General features: G+C 53.2%; 13 protein-coding genes. 3 read left to right on the top strand and 10 right to left on the bottom strand.

Annotation, left to right across the window (positions count from 1 at the left end; all coding sequences use genetic code 11):
• Window positions 1-103 precede the first annotated feature (103 nt).
• From nudC to PT279_RS01865, 3 genes are all read right to left on the bottom strand, one after another.
• Window positions 104-1,168 (bottom strand): NAD(+) diphosphatase, encoded by a 1,065-nt coding sequence (gene nudC / locus PT279_RS01875; RefSeq protein WP_277164904.1) that lies wholly within the window; start codon window positions 1,166-1,168, stop codon window positions 104-106.
• A gap of 135 nt (window positions 1,169-1,303) precedes the next feature.
• Window positions 1,304-2,158: an alpha/beta hydrolase gene (locus PT279_RS01870; RefSeq protein ID WP_277164902.1), complete on the bottom strand. Its 855-nt coding sequence runs from the start codon at window positions 2,156-2,158 to the stop codon at window positions 1,304-1,306.
• A gap of 14 nt (window positions 2,159-2,172) precedes the next feature.
• Window positions 2,173-2,805, bottom strand: coding sequence for an NUDIX hydrolase family protein (locus tag PT279_RS01865; RefSeq protein WP_277164900.1), 633 nt, complete (start codon window positions 2,803-2,805; stop codon window positions 2,173-2,175).
• A 161-nt stretch (window positions 2,806-2,966) separates the two neighbouring features.
• Between PT279_RS01865 and trxA the strand changes: the two genes are divergently transcribed.
• Window positions 2,967-3,317 (top strand): thioredoxin, encoded by a 351-nt coding sequence (trxA, locus tag PT279_RS01860; RefSeq protein ID WP_277164898.1) that lies wholly within the window; start codon window positions 2,967-2,969, stop codon window positions 3,315-3,317.
• 415 nt (window positions 3,318-3,732) lie between these two features.
• Entirely contained in the window at window positions 3,733-4,734 is a 1,002-nt protein-coding gene (locus PT279_RS01855) for a G5 domain-containing protein (RefSeq protein ID WP_277164896.1), read from the top strand.
• A gap of 151 nt (window positions 4,735-4,885) precedes the next feature.
• On the opposite strand, the gene galE is transcribed toward PT279_RS01855, so the two are convergent.
• The 7 genes from galE to PT279_RS01820 form a co-directional block, all read right to left on the bottom strand.
• Window positions 4,886-5,905, bottom strand: coding sequence for a UDP-glucose 4-epimerase GalE (gene galE, locus PT279_RS01850; RefSeq protein ID WP_277164894.1), 1,020 nt, complete (start codon window positions 5,903-5,905; stop codon window positions 4,886-4,888).
• A gap of 281 nt (window positions 5,906-6,186) precedes the next feature.
• Window positions 6,187-8,073, bottom strand: a complete 1,887-nt coding sequence (locus tag PT279_RS01845; protein ID WP_277164892.1) for a polysaccharide deacetylase family protein — start codon at window positions 8,071-8,073, stop codon at window positions 6,187-6,189.
• A gap of 195 nt (window positions 8,074-8,268) precedes the next feature.
• Window positions 8,269-9,159, bottom strand: coding sequence for a glucose-1-phosphate thymidylyltransferase RfbA (rfbA, locus tag PT279_RS01840; protein WP_277164890.1), 891 nt, complete (start codon window positions 9,157-9,159; stop codon window positions 8,269-8,271).
• Between the two features lie 129 nt (window positions 9,160-9,288).
• Window positions 9,289-10,743 (bottom strand): bifunctional dTDP-4-dehydrorhamnose 3,5-epimerase family protein/NAD(P)-dependent oxidoreductase, encoded by a 1,455-nt coding sequence (locus PT279_RS01835; RefSeq protein ID WP_277164887.1) that lies wholly within the window; start codon window positions 10,741-10,743, stop codon window positions 9,289-9,291.
• A gap of 88 nt (window positions 10,744-10,831) precedes the next feature.
• Window positions 10,832-11,854 (bottom strand): dTDP-glucose 4,6-dehydratase, encoded by a 1,023-nt coding sequence (rfbB, locus tag PT279_RS01830; RefSeq protein WP_277164885.1) that lies wholly within the window; start codon window positions 11,852-11,854, stop codon window positions 10,832-10,834.
• A 93-nt stretch (window positions 11,855-11,947) separates the two neighbouring features.
• The gene (locus PT279_RS01825; RefSeq protein ID WP_277164883.1) at window positions 11,948-13,066 is read right to left on the bottom strand and encodes an acyltransferase; all 1,119 of its coding nucleotides are present in this window, start codon (window positions 13,064-13,066) and stop codon (window positions 11,948-11,950) included.
• 108 nt (window positions 13,067-13,174) lie between these two features.
• On the bottom strand, window positions 13,175-14,227 hold the full coding sequence (locus PT279_RS01820) for a glycosyltransferase family 2 protein (RefSeq protein WP_277164881.1): 1,053 nt from the start codon (window positions 14,225-14,227) through the stop codon (window positions 13,175-13,177).
• Between the two features lie 452 nt (window positions 14,228-14,679).
• On the opposite strand from PT279_RS01820, the gene PT279_RS01815 reads away from it, so the two are divergent.
• Window positions 14,680-16,035 (top strand): DUF6056 family protein, encoded by a 1,356-nt coding sequence (locus PT279_RS01815; protein ID WP_277164879.1) that lies wholly within the window; start codon window positions 14,680-14,682, stop codon window positions 16,033-16,035.
• Window positions 16,036-16,133: the final 98 nt, after the last annotated feature.

Here is a 16,133-nt window from a genome sequence, read left to right as displayed (position 1 = left end):
CGATCAACGAAGTCGTTCGCCATATAGCGAAAAACGAAACGCCCAAACAGATAATCTCAAGGTATCCAAATATTTAAAATGACACAAGCCATCCGTTTTTGCATTACAATTTCTGTCCGTACCACTCTTCGATCATGTAACGCGCGATGGTTGCCTTGCCAGGCTGGACCACTTTGCCGCGGGTCAAAGCTTCGGCGAATTCGTCTCTGGTGAAGAACCGGGCATCGAGAGTCTCTCTACCATCCACCTTGACATCCGTGCCGAGCGCACGAGCTTTGAACGCAACCATCAGGGACGCCGGGAACGGCCAAGGCTGTGAGCCCAGATATTTCACCTCGCCAAGCATCAAGCCTGTCTCTTCTATGGCTTCGCGCCTTACCGCATGTTCTAGGTTCTCGCCGGCCTCGACGAATCCGGCACACACCGAATAGTGCAAAGGATTTTTCCACGTCCTGTTGTGCTGCAGCAGCAGTCTGTCTTGTCCGTCGACAATCGAGGTGATGACCGCGGGCTCGATACGCGGGAACAGCAAGGACTCGTGAGCCTTGCAGTCTGCGTTGCCGCATTGCTGGGCCCATCCCGCCATTGCAGGACGCACCGGGCAGCCACAGCGCGGGCAATATCTCTGGTTGTCGTGCCAGCGGCTCAGCGCAACCGCCGTGGTGGCCTGCCCGGCTTCACGGGCCGAGGCGTGCGGGGCGAATCCCATCAGAGAAACCCAGTCGAAGCGTTGCAAGGCGCGCCCGAGGACTTGGGTTTGCGCGGCACCGCCACCGATACCGTCTTTCAGTGCAAATCCGGAAATGTCAAGGGCAACGACCGCTTGAGGGTGTTCGCTGCCAACGCCATAGCTGCCAAGGAATATCGGGATGATACCGGTTTCTTCACAATCACCAAGCTTGTCGCCAAACTCACGCAAAACGTATTGACCGGGCACCCCGGCCAGGCGTATCTTCGCGGTTTCGTAATCGACCCGCGCCGCCTGACCATCCGGCACCGCCACAAGGCCGTCGCGCACCAAAACAACCGTGGTCCCCGGTTGCGCCAAGACATCGGCGAAAAGGTTCGGGTCGCTTCTGCGTTGTGTCTGGTAGTCGATGTCGCCCTGCGCCAGCGGCAGGAACGGCAGCATCTGAGTCAATGCCAGCGATGAAAACGAAGCAGCCATGTCAACCTCTTTTATCAATGCTTCAAACCCTGCAATCCATCATCGACACGTACGTAACGCCTCTTACGAAAAGATTTCGGAGCGGTCAGACAAATTCGATGATTTATTATTTGGTATTCATTATCTTACGATAATTCACGATGCCTGTACCCGTTCGGCCAAGTCCAGCAACGCATTTGCGACAGCATCGGGATGCTCGACGGCGCTGAAATGGCCGCAATCGGGGACGGCGGTGAAAGCGACGGAAGTGGAGGTCATGGCATCGGCCAGCGGCCGCATCTTGGCGGGCGGGCTCGAAGGGTCATTCTCACCGCTGACCATCGCTGCAGGGGCGGTGACACGCGCCAGCTGGTCGGTGGTATCGACGCGTCCGGCAGCCATGCGCTCACGCCAGGCAAGTCCTTCCGGCTTTTGATCGTGAATCCAACCGGCCAGCAGATTCTGAAATCGCTGGCCCTGCTTGACGCTCGAATCCCCCGCCTGCGGACGCGCAAAGTGCATCACCGGCTCGACAGTGTTGTCGTCTTCGCAGGTTTGCGCGACATTCAGCCGGTTTGCGCGGGCCTCGGGGCTGTCCGCGATAGTAGTGGTGTCGCACAAGGCAAGCCCGGCAACGGTTTCGGGGAACAGCCGCGCAATATCCATCGCGATATAGCCGCCCATCGAAAGACCCACCCAAATGGCCTTTTCATGACCCGTGATATGCAGCATGGAGACATAGGCTTCGGCCACTTTGTCCATCGCCTCGGCATAAGCACCGTCTTTGGCAATCGATCCCGTGGCATGCGCATCGGGAATCGAGGCATCGCCTGCACCCGGCGTATCCGGTGCCCAAATCGGGAACGGCGCTACCCCTCGCTCGTCACCCAACCGAATCAGACTTGCAGCGCACTCGTCCCACATCCGCGCATCCACAGGGAAGGCATGGAGCAGAATCAGCGGAATGCCCTTCCCTAAACGATAGACCTTATTATTAATGCGAATATTCATCTTGCCTATTCCGTTTATTCGCCGACGCCGGCCCACGAAAGCGCACGGCGCACGATCTGGCCGTGCCCGCCCGCCATCTGGGCAATGAACGTGTCGAGCTGTTTGCCGCCCACGTCGCACCACTCCACGTCGAGCGCGGGGTCGAGCGGCTTGCAATCGCCGGAAATCTGGACCACATAGCACAGCGCGATGGCGTGCTGGCGCGGATCGTAGAACTCGGAAATGCCTGGCGTCGGGAAGAATTCGGCGACGGTGAAGGGCTGGAGGCTCGCCGGCAGAATCGGCAGCGCGAGGTCGCCCAAATCCTTGGCGATGTTGCGCGCGATGGCCTCGCGGATGGTCTCGTGGAAAAGGATACGGCCGGTGATCAGCGTGCGTTCCACGGAACCGCTGTCGCGCACCCGCAGCAGCGAGCCGACCTCGGAAATCCGTCCCATCTCGTCGGCACGCACCGGAACCACTTCGGTGTAAACGATGGGTAGCTTGGCGCGCGCTTCGTCGATATCGTGCGGCGAAAGCCATCCCGGAGGGTTGCCGTTGCTGCCACCACGCACAAAGTCTTCGGGTGTGATGCCATCGAATTCGCCGCGATGCCGCCCCGCATCGAAATCGCCCTCGTCGGGCACTTCATCATTCAAGACTGCCATGGCTCCATTATCGGCGTTGTGGCTGACGAATGCGCGAGGCGAACAGTCTTTTCGTCACTGGCTTAGCAATGTTGGGGTTTCCTGCGAGACTGAATATTACACCGTTGCGTGAGGTTGAAGTCCACGAATGGTGCAACGCACAAGCGGAAGGAGCCATAATCATGGCAACGCAGACTTTGACGGCAAAGAACTTTGAAGAGACCATCACCAACAACGACCTGGTGTTCGTTGATTTCTGGGCCACCTGGTGCGGCCCGTGCAAGGCGTTCGGTCCGGTTTACGAGAAGGCCAGCGAGGCCAACCCCGACATCGTCTTCGGCAAGGTCGACATCGATCAGAACCAGGAGCTTGCCACGGCGGCCGAGATCCAGGCCGTCCCCACGCTGATGATCGCCAAGAAGGGCCAGATCATCTTCAAGCAGGCCGGCGCACTGCGCGCCTCCGACCTTGACGAGGTCATCAAGCAGGCCCGCGCCCTTGATGTCGATGCCAAGCAAGACGCCAACGCCTGAGAGCCCGGAACCTTAGGCAGGAAACGTTCGGGTTCGTAAGCTCAAACGAAGTCTGAAGGATTCCTGAATATTTTTCGTGTAAAGCGGTATGCCGATAGCCAGCAACGTTTGGCTATCGGCATATTTGCTATCGAATCGACAGAATACCGGCATTTCAAAGCGTAATACGTAATTCATTTTGTCAGAAACCACTATATTCTGACCATTTATACAAGGGATTTTTCGTGCCACTGCGTTATAATTATGTTTGTTTTGTGATGTAGTGATGTACCCGCGCATGCGGATTAAAGAAGTTGCGGCGTTGCATCCCGCGCGTCAAGGTATGTGCGGAAGAGATATGAGATGAGAGTTGTACGGTGCGTCCGTTGTTTGGCGCATGTGAACTGTAGGACTACTTTAGGAGTATTTAAGGCAAATGGCTAAGGCTAACCACCGTAAGCAAACCAAGACCTTGAGGTCGCTGAGCAAACGCCAGTGGACGAAGATCGCGGCCGGCGTAGCAGCGGTTGTGGCATTAGTGGGCGGCAGTGTCATCGCCGTCCATTCCCATGATGCACGCCAAGATTCCGTCAATCGCGTCACTTCGTATTCGGCCACCGACGCCAATGCACTGGGCGTCTCCCGCGGCAGCGACCGCGAGGACCTTCGCGGCGGCAAGGCCGGCGACACCTATGTCACCGTCAAGATCAACGGCAAGAACCGCGCCGTGGTCGGCTCCCACTTCACCGACGTCAAGTCCGTGCTCGATCAGGGCGACATCACCCTCGAGACCGGCGACGTCGTCAATCCAAGTCTTAAGACCAAGGTCAATGAGTCCACTGTCATCACCATCGAGCGTGCCGACGCGAATCTCGAGACTTCCGACGCTCCCATCGGTTTCAACGTCGTGACCAAGGAAACCTCCGACTTGCCCAAGGGCCAGCAGAAGGTCGAGTCCGAGGGTCAGGAAGGCGTGATGGAGACCACCAGCCTCGTCACGAAGGCCGGCAAGAAGACCATCTCCTCCAACGTATTCACCTCATTCGTGAAGCAGGCTCCAGTCGACAAGGTCATCCTTGTGGGCACCGGTTCCAATTCCCCTGTTTCCAGCGCGGCTGCCAACATCGGTTCCACGGTTCCTGTCGGCGAGATGCAGCAGTGGGCACATGATTATCTGCTTTCCAACGGCGGCTCGGAGGCCGACTTCACCGCTACCGTCTACATCATCAGCCATGAGTCCGGCTGGCGCGTCAACGCGCAGAATCCTTCCGGCGCCTACGGTCTGCCTCAGGCATTGCCCGGCAATAAGATGGCGAGCGCCGGTGCGGACTGGGCCACCAACTATCAGACCCAGCTCAAATGGTTCTGGGGTTATTGTGCACGCTACGGCGGCGTACAAGGCGCCTACGCTCACTGGCTGACGGCTCACAGCTACTGAGTTTGAATAGCAGTAAATAATAAATCGTTTGGGGCTTCCGGTTACACGCTGGAAGCCCCATTTGTATCTCAAAATTAAAAGTAGCCGTCACCATGCATGCACACGGTGACGGCTACTTGACGATCAGTCTATTAAGACCTGCCAAATCAAATCAGTCCTTGCGGAAGCCCTTCGGGTTCTTGGTCTGCCAGTTGAGAGACGAAGCGGCCATCTCATCGATGCCTAGCTTGGCCTTCCAGCCCAGCTCACGCTCGGCCTTGGAGGAATCCGCATAGCAGGCCGCGATGTCGCCGGGGCGACGGGGCTTGATGGCGTACGGAATCTTGTGACCGGCGGCCTTCTCGTAGGCCTTGATGACCTCGAGGACGGAGTAGCCGTGGCCGGTGCCAAGGTTGTAGGTGTAAACGCCGGGATTGTCGATCTTGTCGATCACCGCGGCGTGGCCCTTGGCAAGGTCGACGACGTGAATGTAGTCGCGCACGCCGGTGCCGTCGGGGGTCGGATAATCGTCGCCGTAGACCTGGACTTCCTTGAGCTCGCCCAGCGCCACCTTGGCGATATATGGGGTGAGGTTGGCGGGAATGCCCTTCGGGTCCTCGCCCAGGAGGCCGGATTCGTGAGCACCGACCGGGTTGAAGTAGCGCAGCAGCACGATGGTCCAGGTGTCGTCGGCGACATAGACGTCGCGCAGGATCTGCTCCTGGAAGAGCTTGGAGGTGCCGTACGGGTTGGTGGTGCCACCGACGGGGCTTTCCTCGGTGAGAGGCAGATGCTCGGCCTTGCCGTAGACCGTGGCGGACGAGGAGAAGATGATCTTCTTGACGCCGTGGTCACGCATCGTCTTCAGCAACACCATCGTGCCGGTGAGATTGTTGTCGTAGTACTCGATCGGCTTGGCGACGGACTCGCCCACGGCCTTGAGGCCCGCGAAATGAATGACCCAGTCGACGTCGTTCTCCTCGAAGATACGGTTCATCAATTCTTCGTCGCGTACATCCCCGTCGTAACGCTTGACTTCCTTGCCGGTGATCGTCTTGACACGGTCAAGCGCTTCCGGCACGGAATTGACGTAATTGTCGACGCTGATGACGTCGTAGCCCTTGTTCAGCAGCTCAACATCGGTGTGAGTGCCGATGTATCCGGCTCCCCCGGTAACCAACACAGTTGTCATTTTTGCTCCTTATTGTGTCGCAACCTAACAAAACATAACATTAGCACACACATAGTACACATGTTTTGTAACAATTTGCAACATTTTGACTGCTTGCATATTGTCGACTCGGACGCATATGCCGTTCATCATCCAATAATGCTAGCATCTCGGACACGGAACAAACGGAAATGCCAACAGCCGATACGAAACCGGCCCAAACGTGGCTGGCAAAAAGCGAAAATTGCCTTCACCGACGTTTCAACCGGAAAGCCTTACCGCAAGCCCGAAAGCCGTACCTTTCACTTGCCGTCCATGGCCATGAGCTGATCGATGGTGACGAATTCGTAGCCTTGGCCCTTCAGACCGTCGATGATGCCGGGCAGCGCCGCGATATCCTCGCTCCTGTCACCGCCGCCGTCGTGCATGAGGATCACCGCGCCGTTGTAGGCCTTGGAAAGCGCAGCATTGGCTATCTCCGGCGCACCCGGCTTCTTCCAATCCTTCGTATCGATGGTCCATATCACGTTATAATCAATCAGATCGCTGACGTAAAGCCACTGATTGGGCCCGAAATTGCCGTACGGCGCACGCAGCATCTTGGTCTTGACGCCGGAAGCCGACTTGATACTAGACAAGCCCCGCGAAATGTTTTCGCGCAACTGGTCAGGATTGAGCTTGTACATGTCGGGATGCGAATAGCTGTGGCTGGCCACCTGATGACCCTCGGCCACCATGCGCTGCTCGTATTTCGGCCAGGCCGCCGCGCCGTTGCCGACATCGAAGAACGTGGCTTTGACCCCTTTCTCTTTCAGGATGTCGAGAATGGGCCCGCTGTATTGGCTCGGCCCGTCGTCGAACGTCAGCGCAACCACCTTGCGCGTTGCGGGCTTGGGCGAGAACGTATCGACGATGACGTTCTTCGGTTCCTTGACCACACCTTTGTCGACCTTTTCACCGGAAATCTTGCCGGTCCAGACTTCCTTGCTGCCCTGCTCACCTTTCTGCGTGAGTTTTTGTATGACACCATGACCGTTGACGTTGACACCGAACGGAATCATCGTGCGCTGGATATCGTGCTTTTCGGTCAGGTTTTTGCCGTCTTTTACGGTAATTTTCGCGTTTTCAGGCAGCTTGACCTTGTTGAGGTCTATAGGCGCATTGGCTCCGTGCGCTACGGCACCTTTATTGCTCGCCGTTGTTTTTTTCGCAGAGCCGGACGTCCCGGCATCCTTGGCTACGTCGGCATCCCCGATTTCCTTGCCATTGAGCGTATACCTCACCGGACCGCCGCCGGCCCTTTTGAGAACCTTGCCTGAAACGGAAAGCAACTTCCCCGGTTTAGCACCGAAATCATCATGATCGGCCGCCAGTTTGCCAAGCGACGTATTGGCGCTCACCTGTTGCTCGGCACCGTTGACACTCACCTTGATGGGACGAAATTGGCTGTAGCCCCACGCACCCATGCCCGTCAGCGCGAGCACGATGACCAACACAAGAAAGACAATCAACAAGATGCGAGCCAACTTGGCTCCCTTGCGCACTTTGATCGTCTTGATCGACAGTTCCTCGATGGGCACTTCTTCGGAGAGTTTTTCTTCGGGTTGCGCAGATGGTTCGGAAGAAGGCTTCGCAGCAGGTTCGGCAGGCGTCGTATCTTGACTTGGCTCTATCGGATAGCCATCTTCTTCATGATCATCGGCATTGCCGGAATCATGACCATCGGTGGCATCGTCGGCTTCGGCAGCAACATCTCCATCAGCACTGTCAGGATTCACAGCATTACCGGCCGCGGCCGCACCATCCGCGTCGTCGGCGTTACCCGCAGCGTTGTCTGCGTCCTTTGTGTCATCCGCATGGCTTTCGCTGTCATTATCGACTTCGGCTTTATGGCTGGCTTTGTCTTTATTCTTTACGCCTGTTTCCTGAACGGCTTCGTCTTTATTCTCGCCATCAGCGTGGCCACCAGTTTTCGTTTTGTTCTCTAGCGTTTTATCATTCCTGGAGGCCGATTTGCCATTAATCTTTTCTTTGCCACTGGCATCAGACTTATTTTTTGCCGCTTCATCATGGCCGGCAACGTTTTTGGCACCATGGGATTCATCGCGAGCAGGATTGGCTTTGATATTGCGCGCGACGGCGGCCTTGCCCGATACAGGCTTCCTGCGCTTGTTCCTCCTGCGTGTCATTGTTCCCTTCCATCTGTCGGCGCGAATCTCCCCGCCAACTCAACGTCATTCAACGCCTAAGCAAGACACTACACAATCAGCTGGAAATGGGGAAACCAGGAGATTTTATAAGTCAGCTGATGACTGGTACCTTGCAATCTTGAAATCCGAAAAATACCTCATCCTTATGATTGTGACCAACAGCTCTTCAGCATCTCATTTTTTTATAATGATTTTATCTTCGGCAACATCTCGCAAATGCTTGCCATACGATGATTTCCCATATTTTTCTGCAGCTGACAGCAACTGCTCACGTGTAATCCATCCGTTTTCGTAAGCCGCCTCTTCAACCGCAGCAATCGGCAAACCTTGCGCCCGCTCGACGGTCCGCACAAAAGCGCCGGCTTCGTAAAGCGATTCCATGGTCCCCGTGTCAAGCCATGCGTAACCACGGCCAAGAGTGCGGACATTCAACGTACCGTCATTGAGATAAATACGGTTCAAATCCGTGATTTCAAATTCTCCCCGAGGACTGCGCTCGACCTTTCGGGCAAATTCAACAACACGTTCATCATAAAAATACAAACCAGTGACAGCATAGTTGCTGGCTGGATGCTCCGGCTTTTCCTTGATGCTGACGGCCTTTTTATCCTTGTCGAATTCGACGACGCCATACCGTTCGGGATCATCGACATAATAGCCGAAAACCGTGGACTGACCATGTTGGGCCAGGTCGACAGCCTCCTTGAGTACATGCCGCAGCCCGTTGCCATAGAAGATGTTATCGCCGAGTACCAGGGCACAAGGCTCCCCGGCAATGAATCCCTCACCCAACGTGAAAGCCTGGGCCAATCCTTCTGGTTTCGGTTGCACCTTATACGACAGTTTGATTCCAAAATTGGAGCCGTTTCCCAACAGGCGCTCGAAATTCGGGAGGTCATCCGGAGTGGAAATAATGAGGATATCGCGTATTCCGGCCATCATCAGCACGCTCAGCGGATAGTAGATCATCGGTTTGTCGTAGACAGGAAGGAGCTGCTTCGAGGTAACCGTGGTCAACGGATAGAGACGCGTGCCTGATCCGCCTGCGAGAATTATGCCCTTCATATCCACTCACTTTCAGCCAATGCCAACATGCAAGAATGTCTATTCAGTGTAGTCCCGACAATTCAAGAAAGAAGGCACGCGGTTTTATCTATGCGTTTTCCTTTTAATTGTCTAGACATCATATCGGTTTTACACACGCTTCTCTATAACTATATAGTTCTTAAGCGCTCGCTCCCAATCCACGGGGCTATAACCTGCTGCCTCAATCTTGGACAAGTCCAAAGCACTGTTCGTCGGGCGAGACGAAATCGGACCAGCGGCGTGAGCATAGTATTCTTCGGTAGTCACCGGGATCACCTTGTCGCTGTTGCCATTGGTCTCATCAAAAATCTCCCTGGCAATTTCCGCCCAGCTTTTCACCGAGCCTGATCCAGTCAGATTATAGGTACCGTATGGAGCACCGGCATTGAGCAGGCAGAAGATCGCCTGCGCCATGTCATCGGTGAAGGTCAGCCGGCCGAACTGGTCATCGACCACGGTAACTTGATTGAGCTTGTCCTGCGGATCGGCGACGCGATTTGAAAGGCCCATCATCGTACGGACGAAGTTATGGCCCTTGCCGATTACCCAGCTGGAACGCAAGATGTAATGGCGCGGAGCATTGGCGACAGCGATATCGCCGGCCGCTTTGCTCTGCCCATACACGCCAAGAGGCGAGAAGGCTTCGGTCTCCGTGTGTTCCTTTTGTGTGCCATCAAAAACATAATCGCTGGAAATATGCACCAGTGTCAGATTATGCTCACGCGCAACCTTAGCCAGGAGTGCCGGTCCTTGGGCGTTGGCCTTCCACGCATCACAACGGCCTTCAGGTGTCTCGGCTTTGTCGACTGCGGTATAGGCTCCGGCGTTGATGACGGCTCCGTAGAGGCTCCAGTCATAGCTTTCGTAGGCCCTCGGATCCGAAAAATCGAATTCATCACGGTCCGTGAATTCGAAGCCTTCCAAACCGTGTTCCTCGACATATGCCTGAATCGACTGGCCAAGCTGACCGTTCGCCCCGGTAACGAGCGTACGGCGAGGAGCCATGGGCTTGGCATCCTTGAGCATGGGGTGGTGCAGGTCGGCCTCACTGCGCTCGCTTTGATCCAGCGGGATCGGCCAGTCGATATGCAAATCCGGATCAGCGAGATTGACGAACGTGTAGGTTTTCTTCTGTTCCAACGACCAGTGCGCGTTCACCAGATAAGTGTAGACGGTTCCGTCCTGCAAAGCCTGGAAGCTGTTGCCCACACCGCGCGGTACATAAATCGCCCGAGACGGATCGAGGCGGGTCGTATAGACCTGTCCGAAGCTCTCCCCGGGGCGCAGATCCACCCACGCGCCGAAGATCTCTCCGGCAGCAATCGAGATGTACTTGTCCCAGGGCTCGGCGTGGATGCCGCGCGTGACTCCTTTTTTATCGTTGTAGCTGATGTTGTTCTGCACCGGTCCGAAGTCCGGCAGACCCAAGGCTGTCATTTTCGCCCGCTGCCAGTTCTCCTTGAACCAGCCGCGGTTGTCGCCGTGCACCGGCAGGTCGAACACCAAAAGCCCCGGGATGTTCGTCTTCGTGACCTTCAGGTCCTTCTCAAATTCAAATGCCATATCCAACCTCGTTTGAGTTTCGTTTGCGTAATTGCCGAACTATTTCAAGACAAAGCGCGCCACACCTTGCGGGCGGCGCACAACGAAATCACTGGCCTTGCTTCTTATACTTAGCTTCGGTGGCCGCCTTGGCGGGCCTCCACCAGTCCTCGTTGTCCGTGTACCACTGAATGGTCTGCCTCAAGCCGGATTCGAAATCGGTGTGCTTCGGTTTCCATCCCAGCTCGGTCATGAGCTTGGTCGGGTCGATCGCGTAGCGCCGGTCATGGCCGGGACGGTCGCGCACCCAGTCGAACGCGTCCTCGGGCTGGCCCATCACTCGCAGAATGTCATGCAAAACGTCGAGGTTGTTGCGTTCGCCGTTGGCACCGATCAAATAGGTCTCACCGACTCTGCCCTTGGTCAAAATCGCCCAGACCGCGCTGGAATGGTCTTCGGTGTGAATCCAGTCGCGCACGTTCAGGCCGTTGCCGTAAAGCTTCGGACGGACGCCGTCGAGAATGTTGGTGACCTGGCGAGGGATAAACTTCTCCACATGCTGGTACGGGCCATAATTGTTGGAGCAGTTCGAGATCGTCGTGCGCAGTCCGTAAGTGCGGTGCCATGCACGAACCAACATATCAGCGCTGGCCTTGCTGGAGGAATACGGGCTGGACGGACGATACGGGGATTCCGGAGTAAAACGATGGGGATCGTCGAGCGCGAGGTCACCATAGACCTCGTCGGTGCTGATCTGGTGGTAACGGACGTCGTACTTGCGCGCCGCCTCAAGCAGACGGTAGGTGCCCACGATATTGGACCGAATGAACGGCTCCGGATCGGCGATGGAATTGTCGTTATGCGATTCGGCCGCATAATGCACGATGGCATCGTGGCCAGGAACGATCTTGTCAAGAAGCTCGGCATCGCAGATATTGCCGTGCACGAACTCGACCTGGTCTTCCGGCAAGCCCTTGATGTTTTCAATATTGCCGGCATAAGTCAGCGCGTCCAGCACCGTGACGTGCGTCTCCGGGTGATTCTTCGCGACATAGTGCACGAAGTTCGACCCGATAAACCCGCATCCGCCGGTCACAATGATGTTTTTAGGCGCAAATACTTCTTCTGTCATAAATCACAGTTTAAGATACCTCTTAGATTTACAAACCACCATAGAAATCAAGCCTTGCCATATACGGATAGCACTGGGCATTCAGCTTAATTGCTATTCGAATTGTTTCGCCTCTTTACGCGTTGTCACCCAAGGAGCAACGATTCGACTGATCGAATTCCAAAACCGCTCAAATAACCTGCCTCGGAAACGGTCGACAGTGATTTTGAATATCAAGCTTCTTATCCAATCAAGCAGCATGCAAGACATATATATTATTACTGTAGCCGCAATCGCATATAGGAGAAGCCACGGTGAATGAAGGAATGGCTGAATCCTAAAAACTCTCTGCCAGAGGAGAACCTTCACCGTTCCGAACTCAGTGATGAGGTAGATGGCAAACGTATGTTTTGCCAGCCTATTGACTATCTTCGACTGGAAATGCAGATTACAGAATAAAGAAAACCAGCCAAAGGCCTCAAAAAGCACAGCCGGATTATAAATGGTCGGCGTTAAGTTAAATTGCAATATAACATGCATCGAAGTCCATGCATATCCGATGAGCAAACACACGACGCTTAATATGGGCTTACTGAACAATTTGGGCGCGTACCAACGAATATAAGAAACAATAATAAATAGTCCAATGAGTTCAAGATTGATGAATACCGAACCGTAAGTAAAAGATTTCTTAATAATCGGAATCTGCGAGTTCAAACCCGCCACCAAGGCAATGACACATAGCACAAAATGCCATTTTTTCGTCAACCCTTGCAGCAGTTTGATCAGGAAGGGAGACACTACCAAAAAGCCCATATAAGACGTGGTAAACCACCAAGTGTCAGAAAGAACCGGCGTAAACGCATTTATGAGATATTTCAAGAAGTCCTTTTTCGAAGAAGCCGAAAGCGGAGCCCAACCCTCTGCAATGCTTAACACCGAAAGCGTCAAAGACCAGAACAACACTTCCCATTCCAAAGACCAAGCCTTTTTAAAGGATTCATGCAGAGAAGGGGTCGAATCGCAAAGGAAATAGGCAGTAATCGCAAAGAAAAGAACAACTCCCATCTGCCCTTGGGAAAGCATGAAAACTTCTACCAAAAAACGATTGATTCCTTTTGGAAGCGTTATCCAAACATAAGGAACTTGATGTATAGCAAAATGGTGGAACGTAATGATGAACATTGCCCAAAGCCGCAAAGCTTCAAAGTTCGATTGTCTTTCTCTATGCATTTCTTAATCCCCTATTCCAGTGGATACTTCCCAATCTGATTGACCTTTCAATCAAATTTTTCGAACAATTGGAAACCAAACGCAAAAGTGACATTACTGCTCTGCCTATCATTCTGAATTAATGATATTTTGTTTCCCTACATACGAAACGCTTTCTTCTTCCCCAGCCATCGACTCATTGGCTAGACTATCTTCCTGGATCAGATAATTCGGCCTCTCTTTTGTCTGCGTAAAAATGCGTCCGAGATATTCACCGATGATTCCCAAGGAAAGCAGTTGAACGCCGCCAAGAACCAACATAACAACCAGCAGAGATGCGTACCCAGGCACCGCTACGCCTTCGGTCAATGTCTTTATTAAAACAACCAATGCATAAATGACAGCACCCAAGGAAACCGTGATGCCGGTATATGTCGCGAATTTTAACGGTGCGGTTGTAAAACTTGTGATGCCGTCTACGGCCAGATGGATAAGTTTGAAATAGTTCCACTTCGTCTTGCCGGCGACGCGTTCATCTCTGTCATAAAGGAATTCAATTTTCCGGTATCCAATCCAGCTGAACAACGCCTTTGTGTTACGTTCTGATTCACCCAAACGCTTCATTGCCTCGATGCACTTACGATCCAACAGCCTGAAATCACCAGTGTCTTTTTGGATGCTTACACCGGAAACATGCTGAAGCACCCAGTAATAACAATGAGAGGTCAGCTTTTTGAGCCAACTTTCGCCGGCTCGACTGCGTCTTCTGGCATACACATCGTCATACCCTTGACGCCAAAGCTCGACCATTTGCGGAATAAGTTCAGGAGGATCTTGAAGGTCGGCATCTATAATGACCAGCCCATCGGTCTGAGTGTGCCGAATACCGGCAAACATGGCTTTTTCCTTGCCGAAGTGACGAGACAGAAAAATGTAGTCAACGTACGCATGATCTTCAGCATATTGCAAAATCAATGAACGTGTTTTATCACGGGAGCCATCATCGACAAACAACAGCGTGTAGTCCGCATCATCCTCGTTCATCTTGACGAAATTCTCAATCCTGTCAAACAATATAGATAATGACGCCTCTTCGTTGTAACAAGGCACCAAGATGGTCACAGATTGTCTGTTGCTCTTCCCCGCACTATTTTTGCAGCACATGCTTTGAATTTGCTCCAAATCTGTCTTCACCTACACCGGTAATTAGAAACAACACATACTCTTGTACCATTATAAACCCAGCATAAAAGCCATTCCGAGCTCAAATTACCAGCGCAACACCCGCGGTGCCATGCTGCAGGCATGTGTCGGGAGAGGGCAGGAACCATATTGGGGAACTGTGGCGCAACCAGTCGACGATAAACCGTAAGCCAAAACGAGGCACACGGCTCATCCGTAACAAGAACAATCATATGAGACCCACCCAGCCGGAGGAGCCGAAAATGGACAAACCACCATAAGGAAAACAACCGGTACGGTTGCGACCAGAACAAGGCATATTCAACAAATTCGCTGTTATAAACTAATATTGTTCCCAGATACGCGAGCTATATCCCGCCAAGAAGCTGATTAAAGTTCGTTAACCTTGGAACGACCGAATGGGCATTCCACGAAAAGGAAGAAAACCCGGAATGAATACGCTGAAACACGCACTGGAGCGCAGTACATACAGAGTATGGGCCTCGATCTTATCGTGTTGGGTGCTGTCTCTCCTTATTTCCCTCATTGTGAAGAGGGTCGATGACGATCTGCACTACGAGAAGGCACTCAGCAAAATGAACGGGCTGAGCTGGCTGGCGAGTCGATACCAGACATGGTCCGGACGATTGTTCTCTGATGCGATGACCGCGCTGGTTATCCCATTGCCTCAGCTTATATGGTGTATCCTCAATGCATGTTTTTTGGTTCTGCTTGCGTACGCAATGTCGAAAGTCGCTTTTGGTGAGGCGACCGCTTCCAATATCGTATTCTCATATGCAGTGTTCTGGCTGCTGGCGCCGCGCATTATCGCCGAATCAACTTTATGGCTTTCCGGCTCAGCTGGATATCTATGGCCGACGGCATTGGCTGTTTCCGGATGTATCCCGCTGACTAATGCCATGCGCGGCAAGGCGACGAAGCATAGTGGCATCTATATTGTTTGCGCGTTCCTTGCCTCGTTGGGCTGTGAACAGATAGGCCCATGCATCCTTGGTTTTGCACTGATCACGCTAGTGTATATGTACACAAAGAGGCACAAGTTTGTTTTCTCGGTGACAGGTATTCTCTCGGCATCAATCATCGGATTAATCATTGAGCTGACATGCCCAGGCACTCACGTAAGGGCACAGCACGAAATAAAACATTGGTACCCGGGATTCGACAAGATGCCGATCACCCTGAAAATGGTCAAAGGACTCATGTGGGAATTTGACTTCTTCTCGAGATTCTTGTTGATGATTATCGCACTCATCGCATTCAACCTGGTTGTTTCCATAATGTGCTCGCGGCATGGCGACCTTTTTGCGAGCAAGGATGAAAACGAGAAAACGGAAAAGTTCTACGGAATTGTATGTGCCGCCGTCCTAGCGATGTTGTGCGTGGTATGCTTCCAGACCAACCTGAAACTGAGTTTCTCGCTATCTCAATTCGTGGGCATAAGAACATCAATCATTCAGCGGCTACTTCCCTATCTTTTCTGGATACTTTTTGTTGTCCTTGTCGCTTTGTTGGTAAGGCGGTATGTTCAAGAAAAACACATCGTACTGTTCCTGTTTTTGGCGGCTTTTTGCGCCGCTGCAATCATGTGGTTCTCTCCTACCATCTATGCCTCGAGCTGTCGCACCCTGTTCGTTTCCGGGATTTTGCTGGGGATGATTCTATGCATAATCGAACAACAGTTCAAAAACAAGATCATGTACTTGACGGTAGTGCTTCTCGCCATCTTCAATTACATGAATATGTTTGCCGTTATCCTACACTCCGGCTTTCATCTTCCGATGTTTTAACGGCTCTTTTGATTATGGCGATAGCGACAAGAAAACGTCCCATCAGCCATTGAAAAGACAGAAGAAAATCGAATCGTCTTCGCTCGTATTCCTCTTGC

It is taken from the genome of Bifidobacterium sp. ESL0784, from assembly GCF_029433295.1.
Lineage (GTDB): Bacteria > Actinomycetota > Actinomycetes > Actinomycetales > Bifidobacteriaceae > Bifidobacterium.
The sequence above is the reverse complement of the archived record's forward strand: the minus strand, read 5'-3'. Positions and strand labels throughout refer to the sequence as shown.